The sequence below is a fragment of the Aeromonas mytilicola subsp. aquatica genome (genome assembly GCF_044336385.1).
Taxonomy (GTDB): Bacteria; Pseudomonadota; Gammaproteobacteria; order Enterobacterales; family Aeromonadaceae; genus Aeromonas; species Aeromonas rivipollensis.
In genome coordinates this window covers 3,506,276-3,522,680 of the sequence record NZ_CP172298.1, presented here as the reverse complement: position 1 = coordinate 3,522,680, position 16,405 = coordinate 3,506,276, and the positions used below count along the sequence as shown (strand labels likewise).

Sequence of the window (16,405 nt, the reverse complement as noted above, 5' to 3'; positions counted from 1 at the left end):
GAGAAGACCTCGTTCTGCATGGATGGCCTCGGGAGGAGAGGCAAGGTGCGTAGCAGGCGTGCGGCGTTATTCATTGGGCACGGCCTCGCGCTGATCCGGGCCAGGGGTGGACGGCTTGTCGGGCGCCGGCGGCAGTTGGGGTTCTGGCGGCAGCAGGTAGGCATCCAGCATGTGGCGGGCGACCGGCGCCCCCATGGCACTGCCGCCACCGGCGTTTTCCAGCACCAGGGCCACCACGGCCTTGGGGGCCTCGAACGGGGCGAAGGCGACGAAGAGGGCATTGTCGCGGTGCTCCACCTTGGTGGTAGCCGCGTTGTAGACCTGGTTCTCCTTGAGGCCCACCACCTGGGCGGTACCTGACTTGCCTGCCGCCTTGTAGGGGGTGCCCGCAAAGGCGCGGCGTCCCGTCCCCTCATGGCCGTTGATGACGCGCCACATGCCGTCCTTGGCCACCTGCCAGTAGGTGTCGCTCTTGGCGGCTATGGCCACGTTCGGGTTGATGGGGGCGTTGACCACGCCGTCCACCGAGGCGGTGCTCTTGAGCAGGTGCGGCGTCACGTCGTGACCGTTCTGGGTCAGTATGCTGATCGCCTTGGCCAGCTGGATCGGGGTGGAGCTCCAGTAGCCCTGGCCTATGCCGATGGAGATGGTGTCCCCCTGATACCAGGGCTGACGCCAGCGCGCCATCTTCCAGTCGCGGGACGGCATGACCCCCTTGGTCTCTTCATAAAGGTCGACGCCACTGTACTGACCGAAGCCGAACTTGGTCATGTAGGCGTGGATCTTGTCGATGCCGACCCGGTAGGCGAGATCGTAGAAGTAGGTGTCCGCCGACACCTCGATGGCGCGATAGACGTCGAGCCAGCCATGGCCCCAGCGGCGCCAGTCACGAAACTTCTTGGTGGTGCCCGGGATGGAGAAGCTGGGACCGCCGAAGTAGCGATAGTTGGGGGTGATGGCCCCCTCGTTCAGCCCCATCACCGCCATCATGGGCTTGACGGTGGAGGCGGGGGCATAGATGCCCTGGGTGGTGCGGTTCACCAGCGGGCGCGCCGGATCGTTGAGCAGCGCCGAGTAGTTGGTGTTGGAGATGCCGGTCACGAACAGGTTGGGGTCGTAGCTCGGGCTCGACTCCATGGCCAGGATGGCGCCGGTATTGGGATCCATCATGACGATGGCGCCCCGGCGGCCGGCCAGCAGCTCCTGCGCCTTCAACTGCAGGCGGATGTCGATGTTGAGGTAGATGTCCTTGCCCGGCTCCGGCGGCTGGAACTTGAGGGTGCGCACCACCCGGCCGCGGTTGTTGACCTCGACCTCCTGGTAACCCGCCACGCCGTGCAGCTGATCCTCGTAGAACTTCTCCACCCCCTGCTTGCCGATGTCCTTGGTGGCGGCATAGTTGGCGAGCTTGTCCTCCTTGTCGAGGCGCTCCACGTCACGGGTGTTGATCTTGGCCACATAGCCCAGCGCATGGGTCAGGGTGTCACCAAACGGATAGTAGCGCTTGAGATAGGCCTCTATGCTGGCGCCCGGGTAGTTGTGCTGGTTGACCGAGAAGAGGGCGACCTGGTACTCGGTCAGCTTCTCGAACAGGGGCACCGGCTTGAAGCGGCGCTGGCGTTTCACCTCGGCCAGGAACCGCTCCTTGGTCCCCTCCGGCAGGGCCAGCAGGGTGATCAGCTCGTCGGCGGTCTTCTCCAGATCCTCGGTCTCCTCCGGCACTATCTCCAGGCTGTAGACGGGGCGGTTCTCCGCCAGCAGCACGCCGTTGGCGTCATAGATGAGGCCCCGCGGCGGTGCCACCGGCACGACCCGGATCCGGTTGTCGTTGGAACGGGTCTGATAGGTTTCGTAAGACTCTACCTGCAGGTAGTAGAGATTACCCAGCAGCACCAGCATGAGGACGACCATGCCGATGTAGGCTACCAGGGTGCGCCGGAAGAACAGACGTCCCTCGGCACTGTGATCGCGCATTTCGATGCGATTCTTCAGCATGCCGTTACCTTATGGCTGACGGGGAGCAAGGGCGGGTACCACATGGACTATTCCCTGTGGTACTGGGTGTATGAGGGAGTGATGTTCCAAGGGGTCATGGCTCATTCCCTGTGATACGGATGATTGGTGGTAATGCTCCAGGCGCGGTACAGGCTCTCGGCCACCAGCACCCGCACCAGCGGATGGGGCAGGGTCAGGGGTGACAGGGACCAGCTCTGTTCGGCGGCGGCCTTGCACTCGGGGGACAAGCCTTCAGGCCCGCCCACCAGCAGCGCCACATCCCGGCCATCGAGCTTCCAGGCCTCCAGCGACACGGCGAGTTGCTCCGTGGTCCAGGGCTTGCCGGGAATGTCCAGGGTGACGATGCGCGAGCGGCCAGCGGCGGCCAGCATGGCTTCCCCCTCCTTTTGCAGGATGCGGGGAATGTCGGCATTCTTGCCCCGTTTGCCTGCGCCTATCTCGACGAGTTCGAACGGCATGTCTTTCGGGAAACGGCGACGGTACTCTTCGAAGCCATGCTCTACCCAGGCAGGCATCTTGGTGCCCACCGCAATCAACTGGATCTTCATCGTTCGTTACGCTTGCACCTGGGTGCCACCCCAGAGTTTCTCCAGTTGGTAGAAGTCGCGGTACTCATCCTGCATCACGTGGACGATGACGGAACCCATGTCCACCAGCACCCATTCACCTGTGAGCTGACCTTCCACGCTGAGCAGGTCGAGCCCCGCATGGCGGGCCTCACTGGCCAGGTTGTGGGCAATGGCGCTGACGTGGCGATTGGAGTTGCCGGAGCAGATGATCATGGTGTCCGTGATGCTGGATTTGCCGCGTACATCCAGGGTGATGATGTCGCGGCCTTTCATGTCATCGATCTTGTCGACGATAAAGGCGAGCAGTTCTTGGCCTTGCAATGTCTTCTCCTATCTTCCGGCGCCAGAGGGCGGCGGATTATATCATGGTCACTCCCGTTTCCCAGTCTGGCAAAGGGGAATGGATCCGGGGCTGCCGCCCATGGGCAAGGCAGGCCCTTGTTGATCACTATAGTGCGCAACCGGGCGCGACAATAGTCAAGCCCGTGCCGGGTGCGCCTCAGGGTGTCGGCTGACAAACCCGCGTGGCGCCGCTCACCGGCTTGGCAATGGCTGATAGAGCCGGTGCCGCCGGATGTAGTCGGCGACCGGGGCCGGCAGCAGGTATCTGGGATCCTGCCCCGCCGCCAGCAGGGCCCGCAGCCGGGTGGCCGACAGCTCTATGGGCAGGTTGTCGGCGATCCAGACATGACCCTGACGGTGTCGATGAAGATCCTGCACATCCCGGGTCTGGTGGCGGGCCAGCAGGCTGGCCACCTCGCTCGGGTAATCCGGTTGCCAGCCCGGGCGCTTGCTCACCACCAGGTGGGCATGTTCGAGCAGCTCCTGCCAGCGATGCCAGCCCGGCAGGCCGAGCAGGGAGTCCATGCCCATCAGGAAACAGACAGGGGTATCCGGCAGCTCCTGCTTGAGCTCGATGAGGGTGTCTATGGTCCAGGAGGGGGTGTCCCGTTGCAGCTCCCGCTCATCTACCAGGAAGCCCGGGTTCTCCGCCGCCGCCAGCGCGACCATGGCGAGCCGCTGCTCGCTGGAGCAGAAGGGATTGGCGCGATGGGGCGGGATATGGTTCGGGAGCAGGCGCACCTCGGCCAGGCCCAGGGCGTCGCGGGCCTCGATGGCGGGCCTCAGATGACCTATGTGGATGGGGTCGAAGGTGCCGCCCAGGATGCCGATAGGGGCCTTCAGCATGAGGCTCCCCCTGTCAGATCATGGAGGGGGGCCAAGGGGCCGGCCTGGCGTTCGATGGGGGCGCTCAGCATGGATCCGCCTCCAGCAGGGGCAGCTGCGTGCCATCGCGAAAACCCAGGGCTATGGTCTGCAACATCAGCCAGGCCTGCTCGGTGTCGAACCGGCGCTGGGCGTCATCCAGCCGGGCCATCAGTTGCCACAGCTGCTGTATCTTGCCAACGGGCAGCCGGGTCAGGGCTTGCTGAATGAGCTGCTGGCGGCTCTGCCAGATGCGCAACCGGCTGAAGTGTTCCACCAGAGGCTGACCGGCACGGGCGGCCAGGGCCAGCTCGGTGAGCTGCTCCAGCTCCCGGCACAGGGTCCAGGCCAGCATGCCGGGCTCGGTACCCTCGGCCCGCAGTGCCAGCAGTATGCGCTGGGCCCGGTTCACCTTGCCCTCCAGCAGGGTATCGACGAGCTGGAAGGGGGTGAAGTGGGCGTGGCGTATGATGGTCTCTTGCAGATAGGCGACGCTGATGGGCTGGGGCGGGCCGAGCAGGGTCAGCTTCTCTATCTCCTGGCTTGCGGCCAGCAGGTTGCCCTCGAAGGCGTGACACATGAAGTTGACCGCATCCGGCAGCGCCTTGAGGCCGAAGCGTTGAAACCTCGCACTCATCCAGCGCGGGAAGAAACGGGGCTCGGGGTGATTGACCGGCACATAGGTGCCGCTCTGGCTCAGCTTGTCGAACCAGGCTGCCTTCATCTGGGTCTGATTGAGACGCCCCCCCGAGAGCACCAGCAACAGGTCGGGATGAAGCTGCTTGCCGATTTCGGTGATGCGGGCGGCCAAGTCCTTGTCGACCTTGGCGGGCAGCTCCAGCTCGATGATCTGGCGGGCCGAGAAGAGACTCATGGCCTGGCAGGCGTCATAGACCTGATTCCAGTCCAGCCCGGCTTCCACCACGAAGCTGTGGCGCTCATCGAACCCCTGTTTGCGGGCCACCTGACGCACGGCGTCTATGGCCTCGAGCTTGAGCAGCGGTTCGTCACCAAAAACGAGATAGCAGGGCTTGAGCCCTGCCTTGAGATGGTCCGCAAACTGCTCGGGATAGATCCGCATCAGCACTTGCCCTGGTTGAGTTGGTGTTCCGCAGACTGCTTTGGGCAGACTCGCATCAGAACTTGACCTGGCTCAGGTTGATGGATCACCAGGTCGGTGACCTGCTCGGGGTAGATTCTCATCAGGATACCCGCATCAGAACTTGACCTGGCTCAGCTGGCGGATCACCAGGTTCGCGGCCTGTTCCTGCATCTCCTTGCCAAGCTGCTCCTGCTCGCGGGAGGAGGCCAGCGCCGCATCCGGCTTGTTCAGGAAGCTGCGGTTGAAGGTGATGGGGAAGACCTGGGTCGGCTTGCCCGGCATGGAGACGGTGAACTGGGTGCTGTAACCCAGCAGGTACTCGCGGTCCTGGCCGATGGAGTCGACGGAGGCAACCTGGCTGCTGCTGCGTACCCCGGACAGGGTCAGCACCGGAATGCCCTCCTTGTCCGCCAGGGTCACCCCCGAGGCCTTGAGGCGGGTGGTGACCAGCCGATAGAAGTCGCTCTTGTTGTCACCGACCACCTTCATGGTCATCAGCTCGGGGGGAATGGCGGTTCCCCGCATCTGAAAACCGCAGGCCTGCAGCAGCAGGCCCGTCAGCATGATGGCAATCCAGCGAGTGAGGGGCATGCCCATGTGAATTCCTCTTTGCATCAAGTGAAGAACGGCGGGCGCCTGCCCGCCGTCACATATAGATTCAGACCCTGCCGCCCTCCTCCCCCGACAGGGGAGGAGGGCGGGAGTGCGGGTCAATCTCAGTTTGCGACTATGTTGAGCAGCTTGCCCGGTACATAGACGACCTTGCGCACTGTCAGGCCTTCGGTGAACTTCTGCACCGAGGCATCGGCCATGGCCAGCTTCTCGACGTCGGCCTGGCTTATCTCGGCCGGGACTGTCAGCTTGCCGCGCATCTTGCCGTTGATCTGTACCACCACCAGCTTCTCGGTCTCGACCATGGCCGCTTCATCCGCCACCGGCCAGGCCGCGACGTCTATGTCCCCTTCCTTGCCCAGCATCTTCCACAGCTCGAAGCCGATATGCGGAGTGATGGGGTAGAGCATGACGACGACGGCTTCCAGCGCTTCCTGCATCAGGGCGCGATCCTGCTCGTCAGAGCCTAGCTTGGCCAGGTTGTTCATCAGCTCCATGATGGCGGCGATGGCGGTGTTGAAGGTCTGACGGCGACCCACGTCGTCGCTCACCTTGGCGATGGTCTTGTGCAGCTCGCGGCGCACTGCCTTCTGCTCGTTGGAGAGAGCCGCCACATCCAGCGCGGCAACGGCGCCACCGGAGACGTGCTCGAAGGTGGTGCGCCACAGGCGACGCAGGAAGCGCTGGGCGCCTTCTACGCCGGAGTCGGACCACTCCAGGGTCATGTCGGCCGGGGAGGCGAACATCATGAACAGGCGGACGGTATCGGCGCCGTAACGCTCCACCATCAGCTGAGGGTCTATGCCGTTGTTCTTGGACTTGGACATCTTGGTCATGCCGGAGTGGATCACCTCGCGGCCCTCAAGATCGACGGCCTTGGTGATGCGACCCTTGTCGTCGCGCTCTACCTTGACGTCGGTCGGGCTGACCCAGACGTTGCCGCCCTTCTCGTCTTTGTAGTAGAAGGCGTCGGCCAGCACCATGCCCTGGCAGAGCAGGCGCTTGAACGGCTCGTCGCTGTTGACCAGCCCTGCATCACGCAGCAGCTTGTGGAAGAAGCGGGCGTAGAGCAGGTGCATACAGGCGTGCTCGATGCCGCCTATGTACTGATCCACCGGCAGCCAGTGGTTGGCAGCAGCCGGATCCAGCATGCCCTTGTCGTAGTCCGGGGAGCAGTAGCGGGCGTAGTACCAGGAGGACTCCATAAAGGTGTCGAAGGTATCGGTCTCGCGGAACGCTTCCTGGCCGTTGTAGGTGGTCTTGGCCCACTCGGGGTCGGCCTTGATCGGGCTCTGGATGCCGTCCATCACCACATCTTCCGGCAGCAGCACCGGCAGTTGATCTTCCGGGGTCGGCACTACTGTGCCGTCAGCCAGGGTCAACATGGGGATGGGGGCACCCCAGTAACGCTGACGGGAGACGCCCCAGTCACGCAGACGGAAGTTGACGGTACGCTTGCCGTGGCCGAGGGCTTCCAGCTTGTTGGCGATGGCGTCGAAGGCGCCCTGGAAGTCGAGACCGTCGAACTCGCCGGAGTTGAACAGTACACCCTTCTCGGTGTAGGCGGCGGTGCTCACGTCCACCTCGCCATCAACCGGTTTGATGACCGCCTTGATGTCGAGGCCATATTTGGTGGCGAATTCGAAGTCACGCTGGTCGTGACCCGGTACTGCCATCACGGCGCCGGTGCCGTAGTTCATCAGCACGAAGTTGGCGACCCAGACCGGCACCTTGCGGCCATTGAGCGGGTGAATGGCGTAGAGGCCGGTGGCCATGCCCTTCTTCTCCATGGTCGCCATGTCAGCCTCGGCGACCTTGGTGTGCTTGCACTCCTCGATAAAGGCGGCCAGTTCCGGATTGCTGGCAGCAGCCTGTGCGGCCAGCGGGTGACCGGCGGCTATACCCACATAGGTCACGCCCATGAAGGTATCAGGACGGGTGGTGTAGACCTCCAGCTGCTCATCCTGACCGTCGATATTGAAGCTGATGTTGACCCCTTCGGAGCGACCAATCCAGTTGCGCTGCATGGTCTTGACCATCTCCGGCCAGCCTTCCAGATTGTCGATGTCGTTGAGCAGCTCTTCGGCATAGTCGGTGATCTTGATGAACCACTGGGGGATCTCTTTCTGCTCCACCGGGGTGTCACAGCGCCAGCAGCAGTTGTCGATCACCTGCTCGTTGGCCAGCACCGTCATGTCGTTCGGGCACCAGTTGACGGAGGAGGTCTTCTTGTAGACCAGGCCCTTCTCGTAGAGCTTGGTGAAGAACCACTGCTCCCAGCGGTAGTAGTCCGGCTTGCAGGTGGCCAGCTCTCTGTCCCAGTCATAGCCCAGACCCAGCATCTTGAGCTGGTTCTTCATGTATTCGATGTTTTCGTAGGTCCAGGGCGCCGGCGCAGTGGCGTTCTTGATGGCGGCATTTTCTGCCGGCAGACCGAAGGCATCCCAGCCGATGGGTTGCAGCACATTCTTGCCATTGAGCCGTTGATAACGGGAGATCACATCACCTATGGTGTAGTTACGCACGTGCCCCATGTGTAGACGACCAGACGGATAAGGGAACATGGAGAGGCAGTAGAACTTTTCCTTGTCTACTTTCTCCACGGCCTTGAAGGTTTTCTTGGCATCCCAGTGCTTTTGCACTGCTGGTTCTATGGATTGGGGAACGTATTGCTCTTGCATTGGTGACATCCGGATCTGTGAAATGAATAGATAAATCAGCTGGGAAATCCCGATAGAATACCCATATCCTGCGGCGGCAACAACCGCCAGCATCCGCCCAGTCTCAGGCCGACCCGGGCAGCATGGAGGTTTCGCGGAGCAGCAAGGGTGACAGAGGGCGGCAACCACCGCCTGCACCGCTCAGTCTCTGGCTCAGGCCGGGCACGATCAGGGTTCAGCAGAGGAGTAATGGCCATGGACAAACGTCGACAAGGGTATGAAGCCTTCATCGCCCAGCTCAAGAAGCAGTGGGAGGAGACCGAAGAGTTTCAGGGGGAACGCCTCAACCGGATGATCGCCAAGGTACAGGCCTATCTGGAGGCGGCCGGCGATCTGACCCAGGACGAGCTGGCGCTGATCGCAGAATACGTGAAGCGGGATCTCGGCAACTATGACGAGAGCCGTGCCGAGGTGCCCGAGTCCGCCTTTATGCTGGCATTGAAAGATACAGTGTGGTCCTGGCTGGCGGACGTGACCGACCGCGCCCAGGTGGAGTGGAGCGAGCTGGCGGACGAGCTGGAGCACAAGGGGGTCTATCGGGCCGGCGACTGGGTGGGGCTCGGCGTGCTGGTGTGCGATCACTGCGAGTGGCGCCACACTGTGCTGCACCCGCAGCAGCTTGGCACCTGCCCGGAGTGCGGGGCCAACGAGTATCACCGGGAGCCGCTCTCCCCTTGAGTTCAGTGAACCGATGAAAAAAGAGGCGCCCCATAAGGGCGCCTCTTTTATATGGGCCAGGCTAGCTTAACGCTGGCGAGCCCAGGGGTGGGCGCGGGGCCGCAGCACCAGCGCCAGTCCGAGCAGCAGGGCGGCCAGCGCGTACATGGGCCAGCTGCCAAAGCGCAGATAGGGGGTCGAGCCGTGGGCAGGGCGCACCTCGGCACGCAATACCCCGGCCTCGAACTGGGGGATCTGGCCTATGATGCTGCCGTCGAGCTCGGTGACTATGGTGATGCCGGTGTTGGTGTCACGCAGCAGCGGGCGAGCCAGCTCCAGGGCGCGCATCCGGGCGATCTCCATGTGCTGCCAGGGGCCTATACTGGTGCCGAACCAGGCGTCGTTGGAGACGGTCAGCAGGAAGTCGGTGTCCGGCTGCACGTTGCGGCGCACCTCGTCCGGGAAGATGATCTCGTAGCAGATGGCGGCGGCAAACTTGAGCCCCTTGGCGATCAGGTTCGGCTGCACCTCGTCCCCCCGGCTGAAGGAGGACATGGGCAGGTTGAAGAAGGGGGCTATGGGGCGCAGCAGATCTTCAAAGGGCACGAACTCGCCGATGGGCAGCAGGTGGTACTTGTAGTAGCGGTTCTTGTGCTCGTAGTGATAGGACTCCTTGCCGTCCAGATCCTGCACCCCCATGCCGAGCACGGTGTTGTAGAAGCGCTGTTGCTTCAGATCGTAATGAATGATCCCCGCCAGCAGGCCGGTGTCGTTCACCTTCATCGCCTTGTCCAGGCTCTCCAGATAGGTGCCCATCTCCTTCTCTATGGCCGGGATCGCCGATTCCGGCCAGATGATGATGTCGGCGTCCTGGTTCTCGCGGCTGAGATCCTGATAGGTGCGCACCGTGGGGATCAGGGCCTCGGGATCCCATTTGAGGGACTGGGCTATGTTGCCCTGCACCAGGGCCACCTTGACCGGCTCACCCCGGGTCACCCAGTTGAGCTGCATCAGCCCCTGGGCGGCGCCCACCAGCACGACCGGCAGCAGCAGCCAGGCCGGCTTGCGGCTCTGCCAGGTGAGCCAGAGGGCGGAGGTGGTGAGCAGCAGGGCGAGGGTGATGCCCTGCACCCCGAGAATGGGAGCGAAGCCCTTGAGGGGGCCGTCTATCTGGGTGTAGCCAAACCAGAGCCAGGGATAACCGGTCATGATGGCGCCCCGCAGCCAGTCGGCCATCAGCCAGAGTGCCGGGAAGGCGAGCAGCCAGCGGCTCCAGTGGCGACCGCCAAAGAAGCGGGCGAAGGCCCAGCAGGCCAGGGTCGGATAGAGAGAGAGATAGGCGCAGAGGCCGGCCAGCAGCACGAAGGCGGCGGGCAGCGGAATGCCGCCAAACTCCGTCATGCTGACATGGATCCACCACTGTCCCGGCAAAAACAGCCCCATGGCATAGCCGAAGCCGCGCCAGGCCGCCTGCTTGGGGTTGGCCTTCTCCAGCAGGGCATAGAGGCCGAGCAGGGAGAGGATCACCAGAGGCCAGTAGCCGAAAGGGGAGAAGGCCAGCACGGCGATGGCGCCAGAGGCCAGGGCGAACAGGCTTGTCAGAAGTTTCGATTTCACGGGGGATCGGGGCTCGAATTGGGCTGAATAAAAGTGGAATGGCCGACATCTTAACCGCAAACCGCGCCAACGGCGAGCCTCCCGGCCAGCCGGATGTCGAAGGGGGACACCGCAGGGGAATGGGAGGGGGTGGGGGCGGCAGAATGACAAACGCCCCTGAAAGCAGGGGCGTTGATTGACGGCGCGGGGAGCGCGGGATCAGGACTCCGGCTGGGCCGCCGCGTGATTCTCCGGGATCTTCACCTGCAACTGCTGCAGGCGGCGACGGTCCGCGTGCATCACCTTGAACAGGTAGCCGTCCAGCTCTATCTCCTCGCCCTTCTTCGGCAGGTGGCTGAAGGCATGCATCACCAGGCCGCCCACGGTGTCCACCTCTTCATCGCTGAACTGGGTGCCGAAGAAGTCGTTGAAATCTTCGATCTCGGTCAGCGCGCTGACGGAGAAGACCCGTTTGCTGATGCGGCGGATCTCTTCCGGCTCATCCTCGATGTCGTCAAACTCGTCGTCTATCTCACCGACAATCAGTTCGAGTATGTCTTCTATGGTCACCAGACCGGAGACGCCGCCGAACTCGTCCACCACTATGGCCATGTGGTAGCGCTCTTCGCGGAACTCCTTGAGCAGGCGATCGACCCGCTTGCTCTCCGGCACTATCACTGTGGGGCGCAGGATCTTCTCGAGCTGCAGCGGCTCGCTGGCGTGATGGCCGCCGAAACCGAACGGCAGCAGATCCTTGGCGAGCAAGATGCCCTCCACGTGATCCTTGTCTTCGTTGATCACCGGGAAGCGGGAGTGGCCGGATTCGATGATGACGGGCAGGAAGTCGTCCACAGGCTGGGACTTCTCTATGGTCACCATCTGGGAGCGGGGGATCATGATGTCACGCACGCGCAGCTCGGCAATTTCGAGCACGCCCTCGATCATGTCCTTGGTGTCCTGATCGATGAGGTCGCGTTCTTCCGCATCGGCGATGACTTCCACCAGATCATTGCGGTCTTTTGGCTCGCCCTGGAAGAGTTGGCTGAGCTTGTCGAGCCAGGTTTTCTTCGGCGAGCCGGTACTAGGGTGATCGTCGGTCATTTTCTCTCTTGGTTACTCGTGTGAACATTCGGGATGTTGTCTTGCCGATATAAGGATGGCGGCTGTCTGTTTCAAGACGGTGACCCCCTTACCGGCCTGTCACTCTTCTACGTCGTCGTCGAGGTAGGGATCCGCAAAGCCGAGCTCCTGCATGATGTCGCGCTCTGGAACTGCACCATCTCCTCGGCTTCTCATTCACCTTATCCTTCGACTTCGTCGTCGAGGTAGGGATCCGCAAAGCCGAGTTCCTGCATGATGTCGCGCTCTGGAACTGCACCATCTCCTCGGCTTCTCATTCACCTTATCCTTCGACTTCGTCGTCGAGGTAGGGATCCGCAAAGCCGAGTTCCTGCATGATGTCGCGCTCTGGAACTGCACCATCTCCTCGGCTTCTCATTCACCTTATCCTTCGACTTCGTCGTCGAGGTAGGGATCCGCAAAGCCGAGCTCCTGCATGATGTCGCGCTCGAGCTGCTCCATCTCCTCGGCCTCCTCGTCCTCGATATGGTCATAACCTAGCAGATGCAGACTGCCGTGCACAACCATGTGAGCCCAGTGGGCCTCGAGGGGTTTGTTCTGCTCGAGGGCCTCGGCCTCGACCACCTGGCGACAGATCACCAGATCCCCGAGCAGGGGGAGTTCCATGCCGGGAGGAGCCTCGAACGGGAAGGATAGCACGTTGGTGGGCTTGTCCTTGCCGCGGTAGGTGAGGTTGAGCTCGCGGCTCTCCGCCTCGTCCACCAGCCGTACCGTCACCTCGGCCTCCTCCTGGAAACCCAGAATGGTGCCATCGAGCCAGCCTTGCAGCTGGGCTTCGGTCGGCAGGCCGTCGGTGCTGGCGCAGGCCAGCTGCAGATCCAGGGTCACGCTCATTGGGCACTCTCTTTGCTGGTGTTCTCGTTGCGGGTAGTGGGGGGGCTCTTCTCGCTCGCCTGCCGGGCGTCGAACGCCTCGTAGGCCTGCACTATGCGGGCCACCACGGGGTGGCGCACCACGTCCTTGGATTCGAAGAAGTTGAACGACAGGCCATCGACCCCCTGCAGCACTTCCAGGGCGTGGCGCAGACCGGATTTGGTGCTGCGCGGCAAGTCCACCTGGGTGATGTCGCCGGTCACCACCGCCTTGGAGTTGAAGCCGATGCGGGTCAGGAACATCTTCATCTGCTCTGTGGTGGTGTTCTGGGCTTCGTCCAGGATGATAAAGGCATCGTTCAAGGTTCTTCCGCGCATATAGGCGAGGGGCGCCACCTCTATGATGTTGCGCTCCATCAGCTTCTCGACGCGCTCGAAGCCCAGCATCTCGAACAGGGCGTCGTAGAGGGGGCGCAGGTAGGGGTCCACCTTCTGGGAGAGATCCCCGGGCAGGAAGCCGAGCTTCTCACCGGCTTCCACCGCCGGGCGGGTCAGCAGGATGCGGCGGATCTCCTGGCGCTCCAGGGCATCCACGGCGGCGGCCACCGCCAGATAGGTCTTGCCGGTACCGGCCGGGCCTATGCCGAAGCTGATGTCGTGACGCACTATGTTGCTGATGTACTGGGCCTGGTTCGGGCTGCGGGGCTTGATGAGGCCGCGCTTGGTCTTGACCGTCACCTCCTTGCCATAGGATTGGCTCGGCGCCTCGTCATCGTCCTGCTCCAACACCCGGGACTCCTGCACCGTCAGGTGCACCATCTCGGGGGTGATGTCGGTCACCTTGCCCCCCTTGAGGGGCTGGGTCTCCACATAGAGGTGCTTGAGGATGACGGCCGCCGCATCTATCTGGGCCTGCTTGCCGAGCAACTGAAAGTGGTTGTCACGGTAGCTGATCTCGATGCCGAGACGGCGCTCCAGCTGCTTGAGGTTGTCGTCAAAGGGGCCGCACAGGCTGGCGAGACGCAGGTTGTCGGCGGGTTCCAGGTGCAGGTTCAGGGTCGAGATGTGTCGGCTCAAGGTGTCCTCGTATCGGCTGTTCCCCCCGCCCTCGGGAGGGGGGAGAAAATTAATGGGGTCTGAAGGCCGCCACCCCGAGATCATCGGGGACGTTGTCCGGACGGCGAGCCAGGATTTCGCTCGGCGCCGTGGCGATGCGCAGATTCATTTCGTCCTCGCCGCGGATGAAGCGGCCACGCAGGGAGTAGGGGCGCACGTCGGTGATCTCCACGTCGGCGAAGCCACCGATGAGGCGGTGCGGGCCTTCGAAGTTGACCACCCGGTTGTTCTCGGTGCGGCCACTGAGCTGCATGGGATCCATCTTGGAGGGCCCCTCCACCAGGATGCGCTGCACCGAGCCCAGCATGGCGCGGCCGATGAGCATGGACTGGTGATTGATCTGGTTCTGCAGGCGGGTGAGGCGGGCCTTCTTCACCTCCATGTCGACGTCGTCCGGCAGATCGGCGGCCGGGGTGCCGGGGCGCGGGCTGTAGATGAAGCTGAAACTCATGTCGAAGTTGATCTCCTCGATGAGCTTCATGGTGGCCTCGAAATCCTCGTCCGTCTCGTTCGGGAAGCCGACGATGAAGTCGGAACTCATGGTGATGTCGGGACGGGCGGCGCGCAGGCGGCGGATCTTGGACTTGTACTCCAGCACTGTGTGCGGGCGTTTCATCATGGTCAGGATGCGATCCGAGCCGCTCTGCACCGGCAGATGCAGGAAGCTGACCACTTCCGGCGTGTCTTTGTAGACCTCGATGATGTCGTCGGTGAACTCGATGGGATGGCTGGTGGTGTAGCGAATGCGGTCGATGCCGTCGATGGCGGCCACCAGGCGCAGCAGCTCGGCGAAGGTGCAGTCATTGCCATCGAAGGTCGGGCCGCGGTAGGCGTTGACGTTCTGACCGAGCAGGTTCACCTCGCGGACCCCCTGCTGGGCGAGCTGGGCGATTTCGTAGAGCACGTCGTCGAGCGGTCGGCTCACCTCCTCGCCGCGGGTGTAGGGCACCACGCAGAAGGAGCAGTATTTGGAGCAGCCTTCCATGATGGAGACGAAGGCGGTGACCCCCTCGGCACGGGGCTCCGGCAGGTTGTCGAACTTCTCGATTTCGGGGAAGGCGATGTCCACCTGGGCACCGCGCCCCTCCTGGACCTGCTTGATCATGGCGGGCAGGCGGTGCAGGGTCTGGGGGCCGAAAACGATGTCCACATAGGGCGCACGTTGGCGCAGGGCTTCCCCTTCCTGGGAGGCGACGCAGCCACCCACCCCTATCACCAGTCCCGGTTTTTTCAGCTTGAGCTTCTTCCAGCGACCGAGCTGGTGGAACACCTTCTCCTGGGCCTTTTCACGGATGGAGCAGGTATTGAGCAGCAGGACGTCTGCCTCCTCGGGCTCTTCGGTCAGCGTGTAGCCATTGCTGGCGTCCAACAGGTCGGCCATCTTGGACGAGTCGTACTCGTTCATCTGGCAGCCCCAGGTCTTGATATGAAGTTTCTTGCTCATTGCTACTCTTGACTGTGTTTAAGATCGGCAGGGTCAAAGGACCGGCCATTTTACTCCGCAATCCCGGTGCTGACCAGTCTGGGGCCGCGCCGCCGCCAGATGGCCTGGCCCGTCGCGGCAATTGCCCGTCTGACTCACTGTTTATCCGGTCTCCTTGCGTTATCATGCCCCATTCGGTTCGCCCCCTCTCTCCTTGTCCGGGGCGACCCCTTGCAGGAATCAAGTTATGGAACAGTGTGATATCGCCATCGTCGGCGCCGGCATGGTGGGCGCCGCCACCGCCTGCCTGCTGGCGGCAGAGGGTCTCAACGTGCGGGTCATCGAGACCCGGTTGCCGGAACATTACGCCCCGGAGCAGCCGCTGGATCTGCGGGTCTCCGCCATCAGCCAGGCCTCGGTGGCGCTACTGGACAAGGCCGGTGCCTGGTCGCACCTGCAGCAAATGCGGCTGTGCCCCTACCGCCGGCTGGAGACCTGGGAGCTGGATGGCTTTGCCACCCGCTTCGACTCGGCGGATCTGGGACTGCCCCAGCTCGGCTACATCATAGAGAACCGGCTGGTGCAGCTCGCCCTGCTGAGGCGAATGGAAGATTTTCCCAATATCCAGACCCACACCCCGGCGGCTGTGGTCCGGCTGCAGCAAAGTGCCGGGCACGCCAGCCTGCTGCTCGACGATGGTACCGAGCTGCAGGCGCGCTGGGTGCTGGCCTGCGATGGTGCCGAGTCGCTCACCCGCCGCCTCGCCGGGATAGGGGTGTCGCGCTTCGAGTACCGCCAGCACTGCATGCTGATCAACATAGATACCGAGTTCGAGCAGGAAGACATCACCTGGCAGCAGTTCACCCCGAGCGGCCCGCGCGCCTTCCTGCCGCTGCCGGGCCGGCACGGCTCCCTGGTGTGGTATGACAGCCCGGCCCGCATCCGGGCGCTGGCCGCCATGGGCAATGAGGCCCTGGCCGCCGAGGTGCGCCGTCACTTTCCGGCCCGGCTCGGCGGTTTCCAGGTGACAGGCAAGGGGAGCTTCCCCCTGGTGCGCCGCCACGCCAACCATTACCACGCCGGCCGGGTTGTGCTGCTCGGCGATGCCGCCCACACCATCAATCCGCTGGCGGGGCAGGGGGTCAACCTCGGCTTCAAGGACGTGGCCTGCTGGGCCGAGTTGCTCGGCAAGGCGGGGGCTGACTGGCACGACATCACCCTGGCCAGCCGCTACGAGCGCCGTCGGCGCCCCGACAACTTGCTGATGCAGTCGGGGATGGATCTCTTCTACGGGGTGTTCAGCAACGACATAGGGCCGCTACGCCTGACCCGCAACCTGGCCCTGACCCTGGCGGACAAGGCGGGCCCGCTCAAGGAGATGGCGCTGCGCTACGCTCTGGGGCTGGTGTAGGCAGCAGGACATTGACGACGAGGAG

Annotated in this window: 14 protein-coding genes; 2 read left to right on the top strand and 12 right to left on the bottom strand. The window is 63.1% G+C overall.

What is annotated here, in order from left to right:
• Positions 1-66 precede the first annotated feature (66 nt).
• The 7 genes from mrdA to leuS all read right to left on the bottom strand — a co-directional run bounded on the left by mrdA (position 67) and on the right by leuS (position 8,186).
• Positions 67-1,995: a penicillin-binding protein 2 gene (gene mrdA / locus ACFWHB_RS16090; RefSeq protein ID WP_106887593.1), complete on the bottom strand. Its 1,929-nt coding sequence runs from the start codon at positions 1,993-1,995 to the stop codon at positions 67-69.
• A 101-nt stretch (positions 1,996-2,096) separates the two neighbouring features.
• Positions 2,097-2,564, bottom strand: a complete 468-nt coding sequence (gene rlmH, locus ACFWHB_RS16085) for a 23S rRNA (pseudouridine(1915)-N(3))-methyltransferase RlmH (protein WP_005329815.1) — start codon at positions 2,562-2,564, stop codon at positions 2,097-2,099.
• 6 nt (positions 2,565-2,570) lie between these two features.
• The gene (gene rsfS / locus ACFWHB_RS16080; RefSeq protein ID WP_025326094.1) at positions 2,571-2,906 is read right to left on the bottom strand and encodes a ribosome silencing factor; all 336 of its coding nucleotides are present in this window, start codon (positions 2,904-2,906) and stop codon (positions 2,571-2,573) included.
• 213 nt (positions 2,907-3,119) lie between these two features.
• Positions 3,120-3,773, bottom strand: coding sequence for a nicotinate-nucleotide adenylyltransferase (nadD, locus tag ACFWHB_RS16075; RefSeq protein WP_395948846.1), 654 nt, complete (start codon positions 3,771-3,773; stop codon positions 3,120-3,122).
• A gap of 64 nt (positions 3,774-3,837) precedes the next feature.
• A complete protein-coding gene (gene holA / locus ACFWHB_RS16070; RefSeq protein ID WP_394294147.1) occupies positions 3,838-4,872 on the bottom strand; it encodes a DNA polymerase III subunit delta in 1,035 nt (344 codons plus the stop codon).
• 135 nt (positions 4,873-5,007) lie between these two features.
• Complete coding sequence (gene lptE, locus ACFWHB_RS16065; RefSeq protein ID WP_395948845.1) at positions 5,008-5,490, bottom strand: LPS-assembly lipoprotein LptE; 483 nt, start codon at positions 5,488-5,490, stop codon at positions 5,008-5,010.
• Between the two features lie 119 nt (positions 5,491-5,609).
• Positions 5,610-8,186 (bottom strand): leucine--tRNA ligase, encoded by a 2,577-nt coding sequence (gene leuS / locus ACFWHB_RS16060; protein ID WP_234569835.1) that lies wholly within the window; start codon positions 8,184-8,186, stop codon positions 5,610-5,612.
• 234 nt (positions 8,187-8,420) lie between these two features.
• Between leuS and ACFWHB_RS16055 the strand changes: the two genes are divergently transcribed.
• A complete protein-coding gene (locus ACFWHB_RS16055) occupies positions 8,421-8,903 on the top strand; it encodes a zinc ribbon-containing protein (RefSeq protein ID WP_106887589.1) in 483 nt (160 codons plus the stop codon).
• A gap of 66 nt (positions 8,904-8,969) precedes the next feature.
• Here ACFWHB_RS16055 and lnt read toward each other — a convergent pair whose 3' ends face one another.
• The 5 genes from lnt to miaB all read right to left on the bottom strand — a co-directional run bounded on the left by lnt (position 8,970) and on the right by miaB (position 14,990).
• Entirely contained in the window at positions 8,970-10,499 is a 1,530-nt protein-coding gene (gene lnt, locus ACFWHB_RS16050; protein ID WP_395948844.1) for an apolipoprotein N-acyltransferase, read from the bottom strand.
• A 198-nt stretch (positions 10,500-10,697) separates the two neighbouring features.
• Complete coding sequence (gene corC, locus ACFWHB_RS16045) at positions 10,698-11,579, bottom strand: CNNM family magnesium/cobalt transport protein CorC (RefSeq protein WP_005329827.1); 882 nt, start codon at positions 11,577-11,579, stop codon at positions 10,698-10,700.
• A 402-nt stretch (positions 11,580-11,981) separates the two neighbouring features.
• The gene (gene ybeY, locus ACFWHB_RS16040) at positions 11,982-12,452 is read right to left on the bottom strand and encodes an rRNA maturation RNase YbeY (RefSeq protein ID WP_111910363.1); all 471 of its coding nucleotides are present in this window, start codon (positions 12,450-12,452) and stop codon (positions 11,982-11,984) included.
• Positions 12,449-13,507, bottom strand: coding sequence for a PhoH family protein (locus tag ACFWHB_RS16035; protein ID WP_395948843.1), 1,059 nt, complete (start codon positions 13,505-13,507; stop codon positions 12,449-12,451). The genes ybeY and ACFWHB_RS16035 overlap by 4 nt, the downstream gene beginning before the upstream one ends.
• Positions 13,508-13,556: 49 nt before the next feature.
• The gene (miaB, locus tag ACFWHB_RS16030; RefSeq protein ID WP_106887585.1) at positions 13,557-14,990 is read right to left on the bottom strand and encodes a tRNA (N6-isopentenyl adenosine(37)-C2)-methylthiotransferase MiaB; all 1,434 of its coding nucleotides are present in this window, start codon (positions 14,988-14,990) and stop codon (positions 13,557-13,559) included.
• Between the two features lie 226 nt (positions 14,991-15,216).
• On the opposite strand from miaB, the gene ACFWHB_RS16025 reads away from it, so the two are divergent.
• Positions 15,217-16,380: an FAD-dependent monooxygenase gene (locus ACFWHB_RS16025; RefSeq protein ID WP_395948842.1), complete on the top strand. Its 1,164-nt coding sequence runs from the start codon at positions 15,217-15,219 to the stop codon at positions 16,378-16,380.
• Positions 16,381-16,405 lie beyond the last annotated feature (25 nt).